A 21,950-nucleotide genomic window follows, 5' to 3' on the forward strand; every position below is an offset into this window, starting at 1 on the left:
GGACGGAACCTCGCTGCTGCTGCTCGAGCCGTCCGGTACGTCGACGGTGGGGCGACCGGCACGACGTCGTACCCCACCATGTCGACCCCACCACCGGACACCCGCTGAAGGGCTGAACCCATGGGCGAAGGCGGGTGTTGACACTCCGTCGGCCACGGGTCAGAGTCCCGCTGATGGAGATCACCGAGTTGACCCCCGCCGAGCGCCGTGTCCGGGACGCCTTCCCGCGCGGTGTCGCTGTCGATTTCCGTACCGGAGTGGAGGCCGAGGACGACCCGGAGACCGGGGAGGGCTGGGGTCCTGAGCGCACCGTGCGCGCCGAGTTGCTGAGGGCACTGCTGGTGGGCGACCTGCGGGAGGACGGCCAGGTGTCCGCGCTGCGCATCCTGGGTGCACGGATCACGGGCACGCTGAATGTGCGGTACGCGATCGCCGAGTGCGCGGTGCTGCTGGCCGGATGCCATTTCGAGCAGGCACCCAACCTGTACGGCTCGCAGCTTCGGCAGCTCAATCTGAGCAATTCCGTGCTGCCTGGCCTGATCGCCGCGACCATCCGGATCGACGGTGTGCTGCGGCTCACCGACTGCCGGATCTCCGGTCCGGTCCGGCTCGGCGGTGCGAAGATCGCCCAGGCGCTGTTCTTCGACCGGGCCCGCATCGGGGTGAACGCGGACGGCACGCCCGCGCCCAACGACGAGGCCGTTCTCCAGCTGAATCACGTGGCAGTCGGGGACGACCTGTGGTGGCCCGGACTGGTCGTGCACGGTGAGGTCCGGCTCGGTGGAGCCGCCGTCACCGGGCAGATCCAACTCGACGACGCCGAACTGCACCACCCCGGGGCGACCGCGCTGCAGGCCGAGAACCTCACCGTCGGATCCGATGTCCATGGGATGCGGATCCGGGTCCAGGGGCGGGTCGATCTGCGCGGCGCCCGGATACCGGGCCAGCTCAATCTCGCGTACGCCCACCTGTCCAACCCCGGCGGCGTCGCACTGCGTGTCAGCAGTGCCACCATCGGCGAACTCTGGCTGCGGGAGGCTGCCCCTATCGAGGGCGGGATAACTCTGCGCCGGGCGAAGTTCGATCTCATCCACGCCGACCCCGCGGTCTGGCCGCACCGTGCGTGGCTCGACGGTCTGACGTACACGGCCCTGCTCCCCCACCTGCCGGCCGAGCGGCGGCTGCCGCTGCTCGAACGGGAGGAGGAGGGCTATGTGCCGTACGCGTACGAGCAGCTGACGGCGGCGTACCGGCGGATCGGCGATGACGACGCCGCGCGCACAGTGCTTCTCGCCAAGCAGCGCAAACACCGCGCCACCCTGCCCGCATACGCACGGCTGTGGGGGCATCTCCAGGATGTCACCGTCGGGTACGGCTTCCGGCCGGTGCGGGCCGCCGCCTGGCTCTTCTCGCTGCTGCTGGCCGGGTCGCTGGTGTACGCGCTGCACCATCCGAGCCCGTTGAAGGCGGACGAGGCTCCGCCGTTCAGTCCGTTCGTCTACACACTGGACCTTCTTCTGCCGATCGTGGACTTCGGGCAGGAGCGGGCGTACAACCCCCAGGGCTGGTACCAGTGGCTGTCGTACTTCCTCATCGCGACCGGGTGGCTGCTCGCGACGACGATCGCCGCGGGCATCACCCGGTCGGTCAGCAGGCAGTGACCATGCAGGTGACGGCCCGGGTCAGGGCTTGCGAGCCACACCCGCGTAGCCGGGAATCGGCTCGTCGCCGGGTACGCCGATGACCTCGCCGAGCTCCGGGTGCCAGTCCGCGGAGAGCGAGACGCCCGGCTCCACGAGTTCGAGTCCCTCGAAGAACGCGGTGAGTTCGGCGCGCGAGCGCGGACGCAACGTCATCCCGCGGGCCTTGTACATGGCCGACGCCTGCGCCGCACCCTCGGGGTTGAAATCCCCGGTGGTGTGCGAAAGCACCAGATAGCTGCCCGAGGGGAGCTTCTCCACCAGCCGGTCGACGATCTCGGCGGCACCGTCCTCGTCGTCGAGGAAGTGCAGCAGGGCCAGCAGGGAGAGCGCGATCGGCTTGCTGAAGTCGAGTACCTTGCCCGCCTGTTCGAGGATGGTCTCCGGCTCGCGGGCATCGACCTGGATGTACTCCGTGGCGCCCGCGGGGGTGGAGCGCAACAGGGCCGCCGCGTGCGCAAGGACGATCGGATCGTTGTCGCAGTAGACGATGCGAGAGTCCGGGGCCGTCTGCTGGGCGATCTGGTGGAGGTTCGGCTCGGTGGGGATGCCGGTGCCGATGTCGAGGAACTGGCGTATGCCCTGGTCGGTGAGCCACCGTGTGGCGCGGTGCATGAACGCCCGGTTGACCCGGGCCATGTCACGGCCGCGAGCGTCGAGGGTCAGGAGCTGCCGCGCCATCTGTTCGTCGACCGGATAGTTGTCCTTGCCACCGAGGAACCAGTCGTACATCCGGGCAGGATGCGGCTTGCTGGTGTCGATGTCCATGGGCTCGTGCCCGGTCATGGCGCGCTCCTGGGGTCCGTGGATCGGCGAATTGAGAGTGAGTTGTGGCAAGGACAGACGCCGGTTGCGTCAGGTTCCGGTAAGGAGAAAGTCCGCTTGGCCGGCCTTGGCTCCCTGGATGAAGGCTGCGATCTCGAGGTGGGTGTAGATCAGGGCGGGGCCGTCGGGGTCAGCGGACTGGCGTACAGCGACTCTGCCGTCGGCCAGCTTCATGGCCTCGACACAGTTGCCGCCGTTCCCACCGCTCCACGGCTTGTACCAGCCTTCGGAACCGAGTTGACCGGCGGGCATGCCGTTGTATATGGGGTCCATCGATCACAGCTCCTTGCGGAAGTCCCGGAGGATTTCCTTCGTGCGTTGTGCAGTTGCGGCCTGAGCCGCCATGCGGTCCATGACTTCGAGGTAGGAGGCCACCTCTGGGCGCGCGTCGAAGTAGACGGCGCCGGTCAGGTACTCGCTGTACACCATGTCGGGCAGTTCGGGGATGGCGAAGCGGAAGAGAACGAACGGGCCGTAGGTGCCCGGGTGGTGGCCGGTCGCGAACTCCGCGATCTGCAGTGTCACATGGGGCATCTCGGTGACGTCCAGCAGCCGGTCGATCTGCGCGCGCATGGCGTCGGGGCTGCCGACGGGGCGGCGCAGGACCGTCTCGTCCATCACCACCCACAGCTTCGGGGCATCCGGACGCGTCAGCAGGGACTGCCGCTCCATCCGCAGCGCCACATGGCGCTCGATGTCCTCGGGCCGGGTCTGGCCGACGGCGCCCGTACGCATCACCGATCGGGCGTAGTCCTCGGTCTGCAGGAGTCCGGGGACGAAGTGCGGTTCGTACATGCGCAGGAGGCTCGCTGCACCCTCCAGGCTGACGTACATGCTGAACCAGTCGGGCAGGACGTCGTGGAACCGCTGCCACCAGCCGGGCTTGTTGGCCTCCTCGGCCAGCTCGACGAAGGATTCGGCCTCCTCGTCGGCGATCCCGTAGGCCTTCAGGAGCATTTGCACATAGGGGATCTTGAGCGCGACCTCGGCGGTCTCCATCCTGCGTATCGTCGCGGGAGCGACCCGGAGCACCTTGGCAGCCTGGTCACGGCTCAGGCCGACACGCTCCCGCAGATCCTGCAGGCGCTTGCCGAGAACGACCTGACCCACGGTCGGGGCGGACCGCGGTTCGCTCACTTCAGACCTCCCGATGCGCTGTTTGCGAGCAGTGTGCCATGCATATGCCACCAAGGACACGGCCACTCTGAAATTTTCAGAGTGCCCCTTGCCAAGTGTTCACGACAGGGGGAGAGTTGGTGAGTGAACCAGTTCACTTAGTCATGCCCGCCCTCATGCCCTGGGATGCGAAGCGTGACAAAGCCCCCACTGTGAGGAATCGGTCGTGGCACCTGGCAGTGCGCTCATCCCCCGGCTCATCGACCTCAGCCCCGGGACGGAAGCGCTCCGATACTGCTTCGCGCTCCCTGCGCATCCGGAATCAGTGGCCGGGGCAAGGCTGCTGACACGGAACCGGCTGGACAAGTGGCAGCTGGACGCGGAGGCACACGACGCGGCGATCCTGATCGTGTCGGAACTGGTCACCAACGCGGTGGTGCACACCGCGAGTGCGCGCGTCGTGTGCGAGCTGCGCCGTCTCGAGAGACGGCTGCTCATAGCCGTGCAGGACCAGGGGCACCAGCCGGATGGCCCGAAGCTGTGCCGCACTGCCGACGACGAGCACGGACGCGGCCTGCTGCTCGTCGACGCGCTGAGCAGCGCCTGGGGATCCCGCGACGCGGGCGACGGATCGGGCCGGATCGTCTGGGCAGAACTGCCGCACGGCACGGAGCGGTCATGCTGAGGAACCCGATGTCCCGTCTGCTCCGATCGCGTCTCTCCGGCGAGTCCCCGCTGCCCGGCTCCGGGGGTGGCCTCGTACAGCTGCCGCTGCCTCCCGCACTGTCGGCGAGCCTGGGCTGCGACGCGGTGGGGGTGCCTGCCGGGTACGGCTTCCGACTCATGTCCCATCTGCCACGCACCGGCTGCGTCTTCGCGGACGCCGACCGCTGGTGGTGGATCGTACCGGCGGGCTCGGACCTCGATCTGGACTGGCCTGCGCAGGTCGCGTACGCCAAGGGCGCTTACGTCCCCGCCGTGCGGCCCCGGCTGATCCACGCACCCGACAGCCGCACGCCGTACACCCCGCCCATTCCGCTCTTCCTGATGGTGTGCCAGGTCATGGGTGTGACGCCGTCCTGGGCGGCGGCCGATGGCTCGCACGCGGTACCCGCCGGCTGATCCGGCCGGTACGGCGAGGTGGCCGGGGCGCCGTCACCGCCGCCGCCCCCTCCTTCGGTTCATGCCGGGCTCGCGGGAGTGCTGGAGCGGCCGGCCGAACTCGTCGAGCTCGCGGACGATCCACTGCTGGTCGGTAGGGTGACGGGTGGCCAGGCTGGGGGGTGCGTGGTGGTTGGAGCTGTAGTCAGGCGAGGCGTCCGGCTCGGAGTACGGATCGGGTCGGTGCTAGCGGCAGTCTTCGGCTCGGTGGCACTCGTGGGCGCGGTGATGTGGCTTCGCACGGGGCTGCACGACGCCCTGGCGGGTCTCATACGGGGCATTGTCGTCGTGGGCGGGAGCCTGGGGGTTGGTGTCCTGCTCGGTGCGGTAACCGGTGCGGTGCTTGCTCTGTCGCCCGAATGGCTTGCGGCCCGGGCTCCCTTGCGGGGGCTGCTCGCCGGCAGTGTCGCGGGCACAATGTACCTCGGTGAAACCATCGTTGTGGCAGCCGCCTCCGACGGCGGCTACGGGCCGATGCTTCTCACACTCCTTTCCACGCCCGTGGTTGGTGCCGTGGCGGCGGTGCACAGCGGGGACGTCCTGGGACGTACGCACTATCACCCGTGGTTGGCGAGTGAGGGGCATCCTAAGAGGAGCTGACAAAATGGGAGTCCGATCAGCTCGCGGCGTCTGGTGCGTGCGATCGCAAGGCGCCGGAAGGTCCTCGGATGAGGTCTCCCCCGCTCGAACGAAGCTGAGAGCTTGGGGATGGAGCTACTAGGGCGTTTCGGCAACGCAGCGAGCGTGCGTGCCAGACGCCGCGAGCCGGGCGCCCATTTTGTCAGCTCCTCTAAGGCTGGTCACGCCGCCCTGGTCGGGTACTGGGTCCATGTGCGGATAGGTGAGTCGGGACCAGCGGCTGCGAGCCGACTGGATCGGCCGCACCTACGCACGGGTGTGCGGGGGCAGCCGTGAGCGCGCCGAGGAGCTCGGGTTCCGCTGGCCTGACAGCGCCTGACCCGCCGCCTTCGTCCTGAGCGCCAGGCGGAGCGCGCCGTACCGGCCGCCGGAACGACAGGACCGGCCCTGCGGGTACGACGGCCGGGCCGGCCCCGCCCGGGTTCGGGCGGGGCCGGCTGTGACGTCACCGGGACGGAATCTCGTCGGGCGCCGGGGCGAAGCCGGTGGGACGGGTAGTGAAAGTCCCCCGGCCCTGGGTCCGGCTGCGCAACCGGGTCGCGTAGCCGAACAATTCGGCCAGCGGCACGGTCGCGGTGATCACCGCCGTACCCGCGCGTGCGACCGAACCCGAGACCCGGCCCCGCCGTGCCGCCAGGTCGCCGAGCACCCCGCCCACGGCGTCGTCGGGCACGGTGACCGTGACCTCGACCACCGGCTCCAGCAGCATCATGACGCCGGCGCGCAGGGCCTCCCGAAGTGCGAGCCGGCCGGCCGTCCGGAACGCCATCTCCGAGGAGTCCTTCGCATGAGTGGCTCCGTCGGTCAGTGTGACCCGCAGCCCGGTCACCGGGTGACCGCCGAGAGGCCCCTCGGCAAGAGCATCCCGGCAGCCGGCCTCCACCGCCCGGACGAACTCCTGCGGCACCCTGCCACCGGCGACAGCCGACCGGAACACGAAGTCCACTGCATTGCCGCTGCCGTTGTCACCGGACGTGTCCGGAGCGGCCTCCAGTGGCTCCGTGTCGAGGACGACATGGGCGAACTGGCCGGCGCCTCCGTCCTGCTTGACATGCCGGTACACCAGCCCCGACACACCACGCGCAACGGTCTCCCGGTAGGCCACCCTCGGCCGCGATGCCGACGTCCAGTCCATGGGCGCGCCGGATCTTCTCCACCGCTACCTCCAGATGCAATTCGCCCATCCCCGACAGAACCGTCTGGCCCGTCTCGCGGTCGGTCCTGACCGCAAGCGAGGGATCCTCCTCGACCAGCCGCGCCAGCGCCGACACCAACCGGTCCGTATCGGTGCGGCTGCGGGCCTCGACCGCCACGGAGACCACCGGGTCGGCGACGGTCGGCGGTTCGAGAAGCAGCGGAGCCGCGGGTGTACACAGCGTGGCCCCGGCCCGGGCCGACTTCAGTCCGACCACCGCGACGATGTCCCCGGCCACCGCCCGGCCCGTCTCCGAGTGGTGGTCGGCCTGGACCCGCAGAATCCGGCCGATCCGCTCGGTGCGCCGCGCGCCGACGTCCAGCACCGGATCTCCCCTTTCGATCGTTCCTGAATACACCCGCAGGTACGTCAGCCGCCCTGTGGCGGTCGAATTCACCTTGAACACCAGCGCCGCGAACGGCGCCGCCGGGTCGGCGGCCCGCTCCTGCTCCGTGCCGCCCTGCGTGCCGCGTACCGCCGGCACGTCCAGCGGCGAGGGCAGATAGGCCACGGCGGCCTCCAGCAGCGGCTCGATCCCGCAGTTGCGGTACGCCGAACCGCACAACACCACCACGCCGTCACCGGTGCGGGTCAGGTCGCGCAGCGCGGAGGCCAGAGTCTGCGCGGAGACCGTCGACTCCGCACAGAACTCCTCCAGCGCGACCGGGTGGAGTTCCGCCACCGCTTCCTCCAGCAGCCGGCGACGCCGGTTCGCCTCCTCGCGCAGCGCTTCCGGCACCGGGCCCTCCTCGAACGTGTCGCGGGCCCAGACCAGCGACCGCATACGCAGCAGATCCACCACCCCTCTGAACCCGTCCTCCGCTCCGATCGGCAACTGGACCACCAGCGGGGCCGGATGCAGCCGTGCCCGGATCGACTCGACCGCCGTGTCGAGGTCGGCACCGGCCCGGTCCAGCTTGTTGACGAAGGCGATGCGCGGCACCCCGTGACGATCGGCCTGCCGCCACACCGACTCGCTCTGCGGCTCGACTCCCGCGACAGCGTCGAACACCGCAATCGCGCCGTCCAGCACCCGCAGCGAGCGCTCCACCTCGTCGGAGAAGTCGACGTGGCCCGGGGTGTCGATCAGATTGATCCGGTGGCCGTCCCAGGCACAGCTCACCGCAGCGGCGAAGATGGTGATCCCACGGTCGCGTTCCTGGGAGTCGAAGTCGGTGACGGTCGTCCCGTCATGGACCTCGCCACGCTTGTACGTGGACCCGGTGACGTACAGGATCCGTTCGGTGATGGTGGTCTTGCCGGCATCGACATGAGCGAGGATGCCGAGGTTACGGACGCCGGTCAGCGGGCTTGTGAGACGACGGTTCAGGTTGGTGCGCACGGCCCATGGCCTTTCGGGGTGATCCGGAGCGGGCAGCGCGATTCCCGGGACGAATGGGCCCGCGGTCAGGCCACGTCGGAACCCCTGATGCGGCGCGCAACCTCATCGGGATGTTCCCGACCCGTCGACTCGACACCGGACTGACAGGGGTCAGGTGTTCGTCACGGACATCCGGTTCCGGCCGCGCAGCCGGCACCGGGCGCACGAAGACACCAGGATCACCTCATACCGTGACCGGGGAACAACAACAGCGGTGCGATAGCGCACGGCCGGGCTCCCCTCACTTGTCACGGCGCACGCTGCGTCGTTGTGGTAGCGCGCGATTCCTGGTCAGTGTAGGAAACCGGGATCGGGAGAGAAACCGACTTTTTCTGCGAAGAGTTCGACGCCGCGTGCAGGCTCGTCGCCGTATGCAGCGCGAAGATCGACGGGGTATGCCAAATGTTCCGGTCCACCGATGCCGGGGCGAGCTGGACGAGGATCAACGACGACGCACACCGGCTCCGCCTTCGGGCGCGCATGAACCCGAAGGCGGGTACCAGGAGGCAGAGGGCCGGACCTCAAGGCCGTTTCAGGTAGGCGAGACCGGGATGGACCTCCGTGTACCCGTCGACCAGCCGGCGGGCGACCGAGACCGAGTCGACGAGGGGGTGCAGTGCGAAGGCCTGCACGGCGGTCGCGCGTGAGCCGCTCGCGGCCGCGTCCAGAACGCCACGTTCGACGGCCTTGACCGCGGTGACCAGTCCGACGGCGTGGTACGGCAAGGGGTCGACGCTGACCGGACGGGCGCCGTTCGCGTCGACGAGGCACGGCACTTCGACAACGGCGTCGGCGTCGAACACGGAGAGCGTGGTGCGGTTACGGACATTGAGGATGAGCGAGGTCCGTTCGTCACGCGCGACAGCCCGCATGAGTGCGAGGGCCACCTGCTCGTACCCACCGGACTCCAGATCGCTCTCGTCGCGCTCGCCGACCCCGGCAACCTCTCTGTTCTCCGACATATAGGTGGCCTCGCGCTCAGCGCGGGTCCGGTCCCAGGCCGGGAAGGCAGGAGCGGCCGGGTCCTTCATCCGGGCGTAGAAGCCCTCCTGCTGATCGCGGAGGAAGGCGCCACGGGTCTGTTCCGCATCCTGGTAGGCGCGGACGGCTTCCCGGTTGAAGTAGTAGTAGTGCAGGTACTCGTTGGGGATCGCACCGAGTGACTGCAGCCAGTCGGTACCGAAGAGCTTTCCCTCCTCGAACGAGCCGAGCAGGTGCGGGTCGGCGAGCAGGCGCGGCAGTTCGTCGCGGCCGTCGACGTGCAGACCGCGGACCCAGCCCAGGTGGTTGAGGCCGGCATAGTCGATCCGGGCCCGCTCCGGGTCGACGCCGAGGGTCCGGGCAATCCGGCGGCCCAGGCCCACCGGGGAGTCGCAGATGCCGATGACCCGGTCGCCGAGGTACCGGGACATCGCCTCCGTGACCAGACCCGCCGGGTTGGTGAAGTTGATGACCCAGGCATGCGGGGCGAGCCGGGCGATGTGCCGCGCAAGGTCGACGGCGACGGGGACGGTGCGCAGTCCGTATGCGATGCCGCCCGCGCCGACCGTCTCCTGCCCGAGCACGCCTTCGTCGAGGGCCACCCTTTCGTCGGCGGCACGTCCTTCGAGACCGCCGACCCGGATGGCGGAGAAGATGAAGTCGGCCCCGCGCAGTGCCTCGTCGAGCTCGGTCGTGGCAAGCACTGCAGGTGCGTCCGGCACCCCTTCGGCCTGATCGGCGAGGACGCGGGCAATGGCGGTGAGCCGGTTGGAGTCCGTGTCGTACAGGGTGACAGCGGTGACACGGCCCTCGGCATGGTCGGCGAGCAGCGCCCCGTACACGAGTGGGACCCGGAATCCGCCGCCGCCCAGAATTGTCAGCTTCACGCTTCCGCATGGTACGGGGGACCTAAGGGCTGTCCCATAATCCCTGGCGGGCGGACGACGCTTCTTTCGAAACACGCCCTGGTCGCCGTGCCCGCCACCACGGCGGCATCGCGCAGACCGGTGGCCCGGAGCCAAGGGCACCGGGCCACCGGACCGTCGCATGTCGTCCCGCGGACGGCCCGGTCAGTAGCCGCTCCACCACCGTGTCACCGCACGCCACAACCGTGCCGGTGCGGCCGGCCTGCGCTGCTGCGGGATCCGGCCGACGGACGCGCCCTGGTGCGATGCATCGGTCTGCTCGCCGCCGGCATGGCTCTGCCGGGTCCGCGCGGCCACCCCCACCGGAACGGGCGCGGGCGTCGTGTGCGGGACCCGCGACTGCATCTCCGAGTCGTCACGGGGCGGTCTGCGCCGCCCCGTCGACGACAGCTCGTCATCCTTCGGCGAGTGCGGCGCGAAGTTGGCCGGCAACTCCAGCAGATGCCGGGACATGACGTTCCCGATCCAATTCAATTCGCTTTCCTCGACGGCGAGTTCGAGGTCGGGCAGCCGCATCAGCAGGGCGTCGACGCCGGCATCGGCGATCGCCCGTCCGATGTCCTGCCCGGGGCACTCGTGGGGTCCGCCACTGAACGCCAGGTGCGCGCGGTTGCCTTCCATGTCCGCGGCCAGATCGGGCCGAACCACCGGGTCCGTATTGGCGGGTGCGATGCCGACGATCAGTGCGTCGCCCGCCTTGATCCGCTGCCCGCCCAGCTCCGTGTCGCCGACCGCCCAGCGACCGAAGACCGCGGTGAACGGCGGCTCGTCCCACAGCGTCTGTTCGACCGCCTCGGGCACCGTCATGTGGCCGCCGCTGAGCCTGGCCCGGAACCGCGGGTCGGTGAGGACCATCCGCAGCACATTGGCGATGAGGTTGGCGGTCGCCTCGTACGCGGCGATGAGGATCAGTCGCAGATGCTCGGTGACCTCGGTGTCGGTCATGCCCGCGGGATGCTCGACGAGCCAGGTGGCGAAGTCGTCGGCGGGTGCGGTCCGGCGACGCCGGACGAGCCGGTTCAGTGCGGCGACCACATACGTGTTGCTCGCGACGGCGGTCGCCGTGCCCCGGGTCATGTCGCGGGCGGCCTGCACCATCCGGTCGTTGCACTCCTCGGGCATGCCGAGAATCTCGCACATCACCATCATCGGCAGCCACTCGGCGAACTGACCGACCAGATCGACACGGCCGTCCTGGCAGAACTCGTTGACGAGCCGGTTGCTGTAGCGGTTGATGTGCCGGCGGACGCCGCGGTGGTCGATGCGCGCCATGCTGTCGGTGACCGCGCCGCGCTGGCGCTCGTGGGTGGCGCCGTCGGCGAAGACGCAGACCGGCTGCCAGGTGAAGATCGGGGCCAGCGGGTGGTCGGGGGCGACGCTGCCGTCCTGCAGGGCTCGCCAGCGCCGGGAGTCGCGGGAGAACTGCGAGGGAGTGCGGGTCAGGTGCAGGTTCTCGCTGTGCCCGAGCACCAGCCAGGCGGGTACGTCTCCGTGCAGCAGGATCGGCGCCACCGTGCCGTGTTCGGCGCGCAGTTTGGCGTACAGCCCTGCCGGGTCCCGCTCGGCCTCGGGGCCGTAGAACCGGCGCAGCCCGCCGGGTCCGACGCCGAGTCCATGCGCCGGGCATTCGGGGGGCGGAACCGGCCCCGCGGCCGCTCCGGGCTCGTGAGGGAAAGGGGTTGTCACGATCGCTCCAGGGATCAGGCTTCCAAGGATCAGTCGAATGGTCAGACGGCGTTCGAGCGGGGGTGGTCAGGCACGCGGGACGGCCAGGCTGTGCAGATAGCGCATCAGGGTCATCAGCACATCGCGGCTGGAGCCGCGCAGTCTGGCGTCGCAGTCGATCATCGGAACCTCGTCCGGCAGGTCCAGTGCGCTGCGCAACGCCTCGACGGGGTGCTTCGGGGCGTCCGGGAAGGTGTTGATGGCGACGACGAAAGGCACACCGCGTTCTTCCAGGCGTCCGATCACGTCGAAGCTGACCTCGAGACGCCGGGTGTCGATGAGGACGACGGCGCCGAGGGCGCCCTCGAAGAGACCGTTCCACAGAAACCAGAAGCGCTCCTGGCCCGGGGTGCCGAAGAGGTAGAGGATCAGTTCCTCGCTGATGCTGATCCGGCCGAAGTCCATGGCGACCGTGGTGGCGGTCTTGCTCTCCACTCCGAAGTTGTCGTCCACGCCGACCCCGGCCTGGGTCATGGTCTCTTCGGTGGTGAGGGGCCGGATCTCGCTGACGGAACCGACCATGGTCGTCTTGCCGACCCCGAACCCGCCGACGACGACCACCTTCACGGCGGCCGTGGCCGTGGTCGGAAGGATGTCCTCGGTCCTGGGGCCGGTGATCGTGTCAGAGTTTCTGAAGTCCATGCATCACCGCTTCGAGAAGGGACCTGTCCGGGAGAGTGGCGCGGACGATGGGCGCGCGCGATTCGATCAGTTCGCTCGCGAGAAGTTCGGTGAGGAGCGAGGTCACCACGCTGAACGGCAGGCTGAGGTAGGCCGAGATCTCGGCCACGGATAACGGTGCCTGGCAGAGCCGCAGGATCACGGCCTGCTCGGGCTGGAGCGTGGGCGTCGGCTGCTCCTTCGCCACGACCATCGTGACCAGGTCGAGCGCCGCCCGCCCGCCGCCGTCGGGATCGCCGGTGATGACGTACAGCCGCTCCGGGTCGCTCAGCACCGGATCAGTCTCCTGGCGTTCTCGTCGGAGAGAGCTCATCCGGCCTGCCCGTCATGACGCGGCGGGCTCGAGAGATGGCCACCGATCCGGGCGACCATGTCGCGCATCCGTGCTCCCACGAGTCCCGCGTCCACTGTCTCTCCAGCGAGGACAGCGAGATACGCACCGGTGCCCGCGGCCATCAAGTAGAAGAACCCGCCGGTTACTTCGATGACGACGAGCCGCATCAGGCCCTCGCTGTGAGGGATTTCGGAGGCGACGGCGGCTGCCAGACTCTGCAGTCCGGCGCAGGCGGCGGCCAGGCGGTCGGCGACATCGGGATCGCCGCCGTGCTGGGCGATGCGCAGGCCGTCCGCGGAGAGCACCACGATCTGATGGATGTCCGGAACGTCGTCGGCCAGTTCCTTGAGCATCCAGTCCATATTTCCCCGCTGCTGGATCACTTCAGGTCTCCCTTGTCCCACGCGTCATGGGTGTCTTCGCCGGTCTTCGGCTCCTGCGGCGCGCCGTTGACGGCGTTGGTGAAGGCCTCGAGCCAGAGCCCGGGGGGCTGCTCCTTTCCGCTGTCGCTCCCGTTCGCGTGAACGTTGCGCTGTCCCGAGGGCGGGGCGGCGGGCTGCGCGGGGAGATTGTGCGAGCCCAGCGGCGCGCGGCCGCGGCTGCGGCGCTGCGGGAGTCCGCCCGCGGTCCACTCCGTCACCACGGGGGCGTCGTCGCCGATGGCCGACGACGCGGCTACCGGCCGGGAGTCGGAGGCGACCGGTCCGGTGGCCGGGCGGGATTCCACCGCGAGAGGCTTGCGGTGCTTGCTGCGCGGCGGGACGACGTGCTTCATGCCCGCCAGGTCGATGTCGCTGGTGGGCCTCGACGTGGCGCCGATGCCGTGGGCGATACCCGGGGCGGGACCGGTGGTGATCATGGCTCGGGGCACGATGAGTACGGCGCGGACACCGCCGTAGGCGGACTGTCGCAGTGAGACCTGGAGGTCGTACATCCGGGAGAGCCGGCCGACGACGGCCATGCCGAGCCGGGGGGACTCGCCGAGGTCGTTCATGTTGGATCCGGCCTGGGCCCGGGCGAGCATGTTCTCGGCCCGCGCACGGGCCTCCTCGCTGAGGCTGACGCCGCCGTCCTCGATCTCGATGGCGATGCCGGTCTGGACCTCGACCGCGGTGACGTGCACCCGGGTCTGCGGCGGCGAGTAGCGGGTGGCGTTGTCGAGGAGCTCGGCGCAGGCGTGGATGAGCGGTTCGACGGCGGTGCCGACGACGGCGACCTTGGCAATCGAGTGCAGGTCGACGCGCGGGTATTCGAGGATCCGGGACATCGCACCGCGCAGCACACTGAACAGCGGTACGGGCTTGGGCCATTGACGGCTGGGGCGGGCGCCCCCGAGCACCGCGATGGAGTCGGCGAGCCGGCCGATCAGCGCGGTGCCGTGGTCGATGCGGAGCAGGTCGTCGAAGACATCGGGGTTGCGCCCGTGGTGCTCCTCCATCTCCCGCAGCTCGCTGGCCTGCCGGTGGACGATCGCCTGGACACGTCGGGCGACGTTGACAAAGGCGCGCTGCGCGGAGTCCCGCATCGCTTCTTCGTTGTCGATGATGTTCAGCACCGAGCGGACAAGGGCGCGTTGGGCGTCGGGAAGGTCGCGGTAGACCTCGTCGGCGTCGACGACGTCGCGCAGCACCTCGTCGGGCGAGTTGCCCACGCGGAGCCGGTGGATCGCGGCCGGGAGGAGCTCCTTGTTGATCCGGACGGTCTCTTCGTCATGGGTGGCGAGGCGGCGCTCCAGGACGGCGAGGCGCTGCTCGTACTCCGCGCGCTGCCTGCGCATCGCGCGGGCGCGGCGGGCCAGCGCGACGGCGAGCGAGGCGATCACGACGGTGGCGACCGCACCGCACCAGACGACTGGCATCCGGGCGGCCCCGGAGACCAGCGCCGCGGCTGCGGCGGTCGCGCCGGCCGCCAGAAGCACGGGGAGCAACGCGGCTCGGACAAGGGGGATTTCTCGGTGGATCGGGGGTGATTCAACACGAGCCATCTAAGACCTCTGGCGGTTGATTCGGGATGCATACGTATATGCAGGGCACGACGGAACTAGCGCTCGAATTCATATCAACTCGACTTCACTGCGCGTGAGCTTAGTCAGATCGAAACAGCGCTTCGACACATTCACCCAACCCTCAGCGCGAGCGTTCCCGCGGTAATACACTCACGAGTTTTCGCACGCACCGCCTCCAGTCGTGCGCAAGGAGTGACGATCACCTGTGCTCAACAGGTCGCTCTCCGCCGCCCCGTCCCCGGAGGCCGCCGCCTGCGCCCGACGGATGCTGGACTCCACGCCGCTGGGACACCGCGGTACTCCGCAGGACATCGCGTACGGCCTGGACCAGGGCGTGTTTCGCACCGAACTCGTCGTGGACGGCGGCTGTACGACGGTCTGAGCCGTCACCCCCCGATCATGTCTTCGGACGTCGCTGGACGTTGACGATCTGGTTGAGCACTGGACGCTGCTGCAGAACGAGCAGGCGCGCCCGCACAGGGAGGTGAATCTCGACATGGACGCCCGGCTGAATCTCACCCCAGGTTCGGTGCCCGGCCCTCGTGTCACGGCCGCTCTCTTGACGGAACCAGGGACGACGGCGGCGCGTGTCCGATGGAGTGACGTGGTGGTGAAGGCACCGGTGTGGTGCGTGCCCCAGTTCCGGGCTGATCTCTCAGGGGAAGGGCGAGGATGCTGTCGGAGGCAATGACTGCGCTGGCTGCGGCGGGAGGCGCTGCAGTGGTGCAGGCCGCAGGCACAGACGCATGGACAGGGGTACGCCAGCAGGTGGCCCGTTGGTTCGGTCGGGGAAATCCGCAGCGCGAGCACGCCCAGCTGGAGCGCCTCGATCGGACCGCGGCCGAGCTGGAGGCGGCTCAGGCGACCGAGGTGGAGCGGGTACGTATCCGTCAGGAGGCGGCATGGCAGGGCCGGATCGAGGCCCTGCTGGAAGGTCTTGAGGACATCGAGCGGGCCCGGGTCGCCAATGAGCTGCGCACCCTGCTGGCCCAACAGACCTCCCACAGCAATGTGTCGGCCGGCCAGAGTGGGCTGGCCGTTGGCGGAAATGTGAACGTCCAGGCCGACCACGGGTCCGCCGCCGCTGTGACCATGGGGAATGTGACACTGGAAAACCGTTCCCAGCCGGGTCCGCACCAGGACTGAGCGCACCCGGTACAAGCGCGGCCGTCTCTCGCTCGCCAAGTCGACCAGCGCAGCAGAACTGCCCCGACCCACCAGGTCAGAGCACTGATCACCGCCATTTGCGGCTGGGTTGGGTCGGGCCGGGGCGCGGTACTGGCCTTGCGACCAGTCCGTTTCCCCGACCCGCCCGCCGCACCCGCCGTGCGTGTTTCCACGCAACGGGCGCTCCACGTGCCTTGGCCGGTGGTCAGCCGGGCCGCGTCGGGGTGACGGAATGCTGGGCCAGTGTGTCGGATGGCGTCCTACAGTCGTTGTGTCGTCACTGGATTGTGGGGTGCTTCGGATGGGTGAAGAGCGGGAGTCCGCCTCTGACGGGTTACCAGGTTCAGTGAGCGCGACAGGCGGTAGCGCGGCCGCGGGTGGGAACATCGAGATCCATGCCGAGGACGGCTCGATCGCCGCGCAGCGGATCGGCGAGGTTCACCAGCACCGGCACGTGCACCCTCCTGTCCGGGAGCCGGTGCCGTGGCCGCAGATGGTGGGGAAGATCCCGCCGCGAGCGGGGGCTTTTCAGGAGCGGGCCGAGCGCTCCCGGCTGCGGGACGCAGCCACCAGCGGCGGGACCGTGGTGCTGTGCCAGGTGCTGACGGGGATGGGCGGGGTCGGTAAGACGCAGCTTGCCGCCGACTATGCCGAGCAGGCGTGGAACGGCGGCAGCGGCGTTGATCTGCTGGTGTGGGTGAGCGCGACCAGGCGCGACGCGATTGTGGCGGCATTCGCGCAAGCAGGCGCGCAGGTGTGCGGGGCGGACCTGGCCGATCCTCAGCAGGCTGCCGCTACGTTCCTCGCGTGGCTGCATGCGGGACGGCCCAAGTGGTTGGTCGTCCTCGATGACGTCGCCGACCCGAACGACCTCACCGGTCTGTGGCCGCCCGCCGTGGCGCACGGCCGGACACTGGTGACTACGCGGCGCCGCGACGCAGCTCTCCTTCGAGGGGGCAGACGGCTCGTCGAGGTCGGGGTGTTCACGCCCGACGAAGCCGTCGCCTACCTGACGGACGTACTGGCCGCCAGCGGGCGGAACGAGTCCGACACCGAACTCGCCGCATTAGGAGCCGACTTGGGGTGTCTGCCGCTCGCTCTTTCGCAGGCGGCGGCGTACATCGCGGACGCCGGTATCCGCGTGAGCGCGTACCGGGAGCAGTTGGCGCGGCAGGTGCGCAGGCTCGAAGATCTCAGCCCGGACGCCCTGCCCGACGACCAGCCCGACACCATGGCCGCCGCCTGGAGCTTGTCGGTGGAGTACGCCGACCAGCTCCGCCCCGCCGGGCTCGCCCGCCCCATGCTGGAACTGACCGCCTTCCTCGCCTCGAACGGTATCCCGGCCGCCGTCCTGACCAGCGACCCTGCCCTGGCCTACCTGGCCGCGCACGCCGGTACGTCGGTAACGGCCGATGACGCGCAGGGCGCGCTGCGGGCGCTGCACCGCCTCAGCCTCCTCACCGCACCGTCGGCCGACGAAGCCGACCAGGCGGTGCGCGTTCACCAGATCGTCCAGCGCGCCACCCGTGACACCCTCACCCCCGAGCGGTACGAGCAGACCGCCCACGCGGCAGGCAAGGCCCTGCTGGCGGCCTGGCCGAACATCGAACGCGACACCGCCCTCGCTCAGGCCCTGCGCACCTGCACCACTGCGCTGATCTCCTGCACCGAGCAAGCCGGATGTCTCTACCGGCCCGACGTCAGCGCGGTGCTCGACCGGATCGGCAGCAGCCTGGGCGAGTCCGGACAGGTCAGCGCCGCGATCGCCCATTACCAGCAGTTTGCCGCGGCAGCCAACCGTCACCTCGGCCATGACCACCGGAGCACGCTCGGTGTCCGCTTCCAACTTGCCTTCTGGCGTGGGCATGCAGGTGATTCAGCCGGGGCCGCCGACGCCTTCGCCGCGCTGCTGAACGATTACGTTCGAGTGCTCGGTCACGATGACCCCGACACTCTCGCCACTCGCCACAGCCTCGCGAGTCAGCAGGGTTGGGCGGGGGACCCAGCCGGCGCCGCCGAGACCCTCGCCACCCTGCTGGACAACCGATTGCGGGTACTCGGCCCCGACGACCCCGTCACCCTCGCCACCCGCCACAGCCTCGCCTTCTGGCGGGGGGAAGCGGGGGATCCAGCCGGCGCCGCCGAAGCCTTCGCCGCACTGGTGAACGACTGCCTACGGGTGCTCGGCCCCGACCACCGAGAGACCCTGATCGCCCGAAACAACCTCGCCAACTGGCAGGGGTACGCGGGGGATCCAGCCGGCGCCGCCGAAGCGTACGCCGCGCTGCTGGAGCACCAGGTACTGGTCGTCGGCCCCGATCACCCCGACACCTTCGTCACTCGCCACAACCTCGCCTACTGGCAGGGGCACGCGGGGGATCCAGCCGGCGCCGCCGAAGCCTTCGCCGCGCTGCTGGAGCACCAGCTACGTGTCCTCGACCCCGACGACCCCCACATCCTCAACACCCGAAACAACCTCGCCGGCTGGCGGGAACGGGTCACCAGGGGCGAGCCGTAGACCTTTCCCCAGGCCGGCGGGAATGATCGCACGTCGGAAGGCCGGCCTGAAGAGGGTCCGCGAACTCTTGACCTCGGCGAGGTCAAGGAGCGGTGGCACTGGGAGGGAGGGGTGTGACCGTTGTCTCGGGGTCCACGACCACGGGCTTGGCCGGTGAGCGTGCCGCGAGGGGGCCCTCGAGATCTCTGTCGGTGGCACCGTGGATGATCGGGCGCATGACACATGGTTCCCCGGATGCCCTTCGGGCTCTCGCCTTGCAGCATCTTTCACCGGACATTGCCGGGAAGTGGGTCGGTCTGCTGCGCCCTGGTGTGCGCCTGGAGGCAGCGGCCGGCTCCGACGACGGCGTCGGCCGGCTCGGCGGCCTCCCGTCGTTGCCGGTCGACGTGGAGTGGCCGGTGTGGAATGAGCACGGTCCGCTCTCTTTCGTTGCCTCGATCGACTGTGCACGCCTACCGACGGCTGCCCTGGACATCGATCTTCCCGAGGCAGGAGCGCTGCTGTTCTTCTACTTCGACGGGCAGTTGGACGACGGGGATGCTCTCGTTCTGGCCGAGGACCGGGCGAGCTGGGCAGGCGCCCGCGTGCTCTACGTGGCGGCTGACGAGAAGGTGGCGGAGTGTGGGACGCCTGCCGGGCTCAAGCCGTATCCGATGGTGCCACTGGCCGCCCGGGTGGAGATGACAGCGACCGAGCCCTGGCATCCGTCCGTCCGGGCCGCCTTCGCTCCGGGTGCCCCGCTACGGAACCGGTACGACCATCCCGTCTGCTCGCAGGAGTTCCTCGACGCACTGTGGGGGTTCGACGACGAGGTAGGGCACCAGATCGGCGGCCACCCTCACTCGGTGCAGAACCCGGTGGAGATCGAGATCGCGGAGGCGGTCCTGGACGGCGAGGTGCCCTGGGACGACCCGCGCCTGTCCAAGGAGGCGGCCGCTTGGGTCCTGCTGGCCCAGTTCGACAGCGACGACGCCGCGGACATGATGTGGGGCGATGCCGGAGCCCTGTATTGGCTGATCCGCCCGGAGGACCTGGCCGCGCGACGCTTCGATCGGACGATGTTCACCTGGCAGTGCAGCTGATGGCCGCCGCACCTCCCGCCTGACATCCCTCCATGCTGCGGTGACCCCGTCCTTGAGGTGCCGGCCGGAGCATGTGGTGAGGATCTCGGCGAATGCGCACGGTACACCCACGGCATCGGATGCGTCCTGATCGTTCTGATGCCGCCGGCGGTGGACGAGTTCGCGCGGGCTGCCGCGGCAGTGTGTGCGCTGATCCGGGCCGTGCACCCGTGGGTGGACCGACGGCCGGAGCAGGCCGTCTGATGGCCGTCGTCCACCCGCGCGGAGCGGGGTCCGGCGCGCGGTTCAGCGCCGGGCCCCGCCGAGACGTCCCTCCAGCTGGACCAGCAACTCGCTGAGCTGGGAGCTGAGTTCGCCACGGGTCCGCTCGTCGAGGCCGGACAGCACGGCGCGTTCGTACGCCAGTTGCCTGGGCAGCAACTGGTCGACCAGGGCACGCCCCTCGTCGGTGAGACGGACGTGCGCGACGCGGCGGTCCCGGGCGTCGCTGCGGCGGTCGACCAGGCCGCGCTCCTGGAGGCCCCGGAGGCGTTTGGTGACAGCGGCGCCGGAGGAGAATGTCTCCCTCGCCAGTTCACCGGGGGTGAGTTCACGGTTGGTACGGCGCACCGCGCCGAGCAGGTCGAACTCGGCGCGGCTCAGTCCGGCGGAGCGCAACGGGGCGTCCTCCGCCTGCTGGAGCAGGGCGGCGCAGCGGTTGATACGCCCGATGAGTTCCATCGGTCCGGTGTCCAGATCCGGGTTGACGGCCTGCCACTGCCGTACCACCGAGGCGACGATGTCGTCGGTCACACCGCTCCGTTCTCCTGGGCGGGGACGATCAGCCCCTGCCGTGTTGCTGTCGCCGCGAGCGTACGGTGTCCGGCCTGCTCCGCCGCGAGCACCCGCTCCTCGGGCAGGGCACGCTGCCACCATTCGCCCGCCGCGGTGTCGCCCGCCTCGCGCAGCTCGACGAGCGATCCCGTCAGCGCGCGACGCGCGGCGTCGAGTGCGGCGGGTGCGGGTGCCGGGGCGGCCAGGGTCCGTGCGGCGTGGGCGCGGGCCCGGTCGGTGGCGGCAAGGGCCTGTTCCAGGCGCCCGGCGGCCCGGCGGTTGGTGACGGCCATGGCGGCGAGCAGTCCGACGGCGGCGCCGATGACGGTGTCCAGGACCCGGTCGCCAATGAGTTCACCGGCCGGATGGGTGCCGCCGAACTCGATGACGAGGAGGGCCATCGGGGTCACGGCGATGGAGCCGAGCCAGTAGTTGCGGGTGATCAGCGCCTCGGCGGCGAAGTTGAAGAAGAGGCAGCACCCGATGAGCGCCAGCGGCCCCGTCCGGGTGAGGGGAAGGACGGCGGCGAAGACGAGCACGCCGATGAGGTTGCCGAGGGTGCGCTGCAGGGCTCGGTTCCAGGAGAGCGTGACGTTGGCCTGGTAGAGGGAGGCCGCGGTGACGATCGCCCAGTAGGGGCGGCCGACGCCGAGGGCCATGGAGACGTATCCGGCGAGGGCGCAGCCGATGAGGGTACGGGCGGCGATGGGCAGCAGCGGGGAGCCAGGGGCGAGCGCGCGCAGCAGTGCCCGGCGGGCGTCGCGACGGCTGCCGGTCCCCCGGGCGGCGCGTTCGGCGTCGATCCCGAAGAGCTCCTCGGCGGTGCCGGGGGCGGGCGGCGGGGTCGGGACGGGTCCACGGGTCCGGGCCTGCTCCGCCCAGGCACGCAGTCGGTCGGGATCGGCGGTGCGGGACCCGAGGGCACCTTCGGCGAGGGCGGCTTCGGCGTGCACGAGGAGCCGTTCCAGCGCCCGGCGTACGGGAGTGGGGCGCCCGGCGGCGAGCAGCGTCTGCCAGCCGGCGTGCACGGCGGCGGCCGCGGCATGCCGGGTGCGGTGTCCCGGGTCGGTGGCGTACGCAGCGGCGGCGTTCAGCGCGCGGGCCGTGGCACGGCGCTCCGGGCCCTCCCGGCGGATCAGGGCGGGACTGACGGTGACCAGCCAGGCGACCGCGCCCGCCGCCACGGTGAGCGCGAGGTGCCCGGGTATTTGGCCGAGGTGCTGCGGGGCGAAGAGGGCGGCCGAGGTGACGAACGTGAAGATCACATGGCCGGGAGGCCCGATGCGGGTGGCGTCACAGAGCACCTTCTGCCCGGCTGCGAGGAGTGCGCCGACGGCGATCAGTACGGCCGTCGAGTCGGTGAGCGAGGCCGTGACCAGGGAGATCGCAATGCCGACGAGCATGCCGAGGACGACTCCGGCGACGGTTCGGGCGCGGCGGGCGTACGGGAGGTTGTGGCCGTACAGCGCACAGAGCGAACCGGCCATCGTGTACATGACGAGGTCGAGCCGACCGAAAGCGAAGAGCACCAGGTTCGGCACGGCGGAGGCAGCCACCACACTCAGCGCCGGCTTGAACCACATGTCCGAGGGACGGGCCAGGCGCAGGGCGGGGGCCAGCGGAAGCCTACGGACGAAGGGCTGCCGGGCCTGCATGGTTGTATCACTCACTTAAATATATTAGCAGGTATTACACCTGTAA

The 21,950-nt window shown here is 69.8% G+C and carries 18 protein-coding genes and 1 pseudogene; 7 read left to right on the forward strand and 12 right to left on the reverse strand.

Translation table 11 applies throughout. The features are described from left to right. The first annotated feature begins 173 nt into the window (after nt 1–173). Nucleotides 174–1,661, forward strand: a complete 1,488-nt coding sequence (locus ACNPQM_RS06925) for a membrane-associated oxidoreductase (protein ID WP_418083292.1) — start codon at nt 174–176, stop codon at nt 1,659–1,661. Nucleotides 1,662–1,682: 21 nt separating this feature from the next. On the opposite strand, the gene ACNPQM_RS06930 is transcribed toward ACNPQM_RS06925, so the two are convergent. The 3 genes from ACNPQM_RS06930 to ACNPQM_RS06940 form a co-directional block, all read right to left on the reverse strand. After that, nucleotides 1,683–2,486: an SAM-dependent methyltransferase gene (locus ACNPQM_RS06930; protein WP_358861607.1), complete on the reverse strand. Its 804-nt coding sequence runs from the start codon at nt 2,484–2,486 to the stop codon at nt 1,683–1,685. A gap of 69 nt (nt 2,487–2,555) precedes the next feature. Then, nucleotides 2,556–2,798, reverse strand: coding sequence for a DUF397 domain-containing protein (locus ACNPQM_RS06935; protein ID WP_418083293.1), 243 nt, complete (start codon nt 2,796–2,798; stop codon nt 2,556–2,558). 3 nt (nt 2,799–2,801) lie between these two features. Further along, nucleotides 2,802–3,662 carry a helix-turn-helix domain-containing protein gene (locus ACNPQM_RS06940; RefSeq protein ID WP_358861609.1) on the reverse strand — a complete coding sequence of 287 codons (861 nt, stop codon included), beginning with the start codon at nt 3,660–3,662 and terminating at the stop codon, nt 2,802–2,804. 205 nt (nt 3,663–3,867) lie between these two features. Between ACNPQM_RS06940 and ACNPQM_RS06945 the strand changes: the two genes are divergently transcribed. Then, entirely contained in the window at nt 3,868–4,326 is a 459-nt protein-coding gene (locus tag ACNPQM_RS06945; protein ID WP_418083294.1) for an ATP-binding protein, read from the forward strand. After that, nucleotides 4,320–4,763, forward strand: a complete 444-nt coding sequence (locus ACNPQM_RS06950; RefSeq protein WP_358861611.1) for a hypothetical protein — start codon at nt 4,320–4,322, stop codon at nt 4,761–4,763. Before ACNPQM_RS06945 ends, ACNPQM_RS06950 begins: the two co-directional genes overlap by 7 nt. A 1,123-nt stretch (nt 4,764–5,886) precedes the next feature. Here the strand turns inward: ACNPQM_RS06950 and fusA are convergent. The 7 genes and pseudogenes from fusA to ACNPQM_RS06985 all read right to left on the reverse strand — a co-directional run bounded on the left by fusA (nt 5,887) and on the right by ACNPQM_RS06985 (nt 14,648). Further along, nucleotides 5,887–7,978 (reverse strand): annotated as a pseudogene (gene fusA, locus ACNPQM_RS06955) (elongation factor G). A 560-nt stretch (nt 7,979–8,538) separates the two neighbouring features. Continuing rightward, nucleotides 8,539–9,885: a 6-phospho-beta-glucosidase gene (locus tag ACNPQM_RS06960; protein WP_418083295.1), complete on the reverse strand. Its 1,347-nt coding sequence runs from the start codon at nt 9,883–9,885 to the stop codon at nt 8,539–8,541. A 183-nt stretch (nt 9,886–10,068) separates the two neighbouring features. Further along, nucleotides 10,069–11,610 (reverse strand): cytochrome P450, encoded by a 1,542-nt coding sequence (locus tag ACNPQM_RS06965; RefSeq protein WP_418083296.1) that lies wholly within the window; start codon nt 11,608–11,610, stop codon nt 10,069–10,071. Nucleotides 11,611–11,676: 66 nt separating this feature from the next. Next, complete coding sequence (locus ACNPQM_RS06970; protein ID WP_418083297.1) at nt 11,677–12,291, reverse strand: GTP-binding protein; 615 nt, start codon at nt 12,289–12,291, stop codon at nt 11,677–11,679. Beyond that, on the reverse strand, nt 12,272–12,643 hold the full coding sequence (locus ACNPQM_RS06975) for a DUF742 domain-containing protein (RefSeq protein ID WP_358861617.1): 372 nt from the start codon (nt 12,641–12,643) through the stop codon (nt 12,272–12,274). Before ACNPQM_RS06975 ends, ACNPQM_RS06970 begins: the two co-directional genes overlap by 20 nt. Beyond that, nucleotides 12,640–13,047 carry a roadblock/LC7 domain-containing protein gene (locus ACNPQM_RS06980; RefSeq protein WP_418083298.1) on the reverse strand — a complete coding sequence of 136 codons (408 nt, stop codon included), beginning with the start codon at nt 13,045–13,047 and terminating at the stop codon, nt 12,640–12,642. Before ACNPQM_RS06980 ends, ACNPQM_RS06975 begins: the two co-directional genes overlap by 4 nt. Further along, nucleotides 13,044–14,648 (reverse strand): sensor histidine kinase, encoded by a 1,605-nt coding sequence (locus ACNPQM_RS06985; protein ID WP_358861619.1) that lies wholly within the window; start codon nt 14,646–14,648, stop codon nt 13,044–13,046. The genes ACNPQM_RS06980 and ACNPQM_RS06985 overlap by 4 nt, the downstream gene beginning before the upstream one ends. A 226-nt stretch (nt 14,649–14,874) precedes the next feature. Between ACNPQM_RS06985 and ACNPQM_RS06990 the strand changes: the two genes are divergently transcribed. From ACNPQM_RS06990 to ACNPQM_RS07005, 4 genes are all read left to right on the forward strand, one after another. Further along, on the forward strand, nt 14,875–15,051 hold the full coding sequence (locus ACNPQM_RS06990; RefSeq protein WP_418083299.1) for a hypothetical protein: 177 nt from the start codon (nt 14,875–14,877) through the stop codon (nt 15,049–15,051). 305 nt (nt 15,052–15,356) lie between these two features. Continuing rightward, nucleotides 15,357–15,815 (forward strand): hypothetical protein, encoded by a 459-nt coding sequence (locus ACNPQM_RS06995; protein ID WP_418083300.1) that lies wholly within the window; start codon nt 15,357–15,359, stop codon nt 15,813–15,815. A 367-nt stretch (nt 15,816–16,182) separates the two neighbouring features. Next, nucleotides 16,183–18,354: an NB-ARC domain-containing protein gene (locus ACNPQM_RS07000; protein ID WP_418083301.1), complete on the forward strand. Its 2,172-nt coding sequence runs from the start codon at nt 16,183–16,185 to the stop codon at nt 18,352–18,354. 215 nt (nt 18,355–18,569) lie between these two features. Further along, entirely contained in the window at nt 18,570–19,436 is an 867-nt protein-coding gene (locus tag ACNPQM_RS07005; RefSeq protein ID WP_418083302.1) for a YwqG family protein, read from the forward strand. Between the two features lie 285 nt (nt 19,437–19,721). On the opposite strand, the gene ACNPQM_RS07010 is transcribed toward ACNPQM_RS07005, so the two are convergent. Together ACNPQM_RS07010 and ACNPQM_RS07015 are read right to left on the reverse strand one after the other, a co-directional pair. Continuing rightward, nucleotides 19,722–20,228, reverse strand: a complete 507-nt coding sequence (locus tag ACNPQM_RS07010) for a MarR family winged helix-turn-helix transcriptional regulator (protein WP_418083303.1) — start codon at nt 20,226–20,228, stop codon at nt 19,722–19,724. After that, the gene (locus ACNPQM_RS07015) at nt 20,225–21,904 is read right to left on the reverse strand and encodes an FUSC family protein (protein WP_418083370.1); all 1,680 of its coding nucleotides are present in this window, start codon (nt 21,902–21,904) and stop codon (nt 20,225–20,227) included. The genes ACNPQM_RS07010 and ACNPQM_RS07015 overlap by 4 nt, the downstream gene beginning before the upstream one ends. Nucleotides 21,905–21,950: the final 46 nt, after the last annotated feature.

The sequence above is a fragment of the Streptomyces sp. NPDC056231 genome (genome assembly GCF_048270745.1).
Lineage (GTDB): Bacteria > Actinomycetota > Actinomycetes > Streptomycetales > Streptomycetaceae > Streptomyces.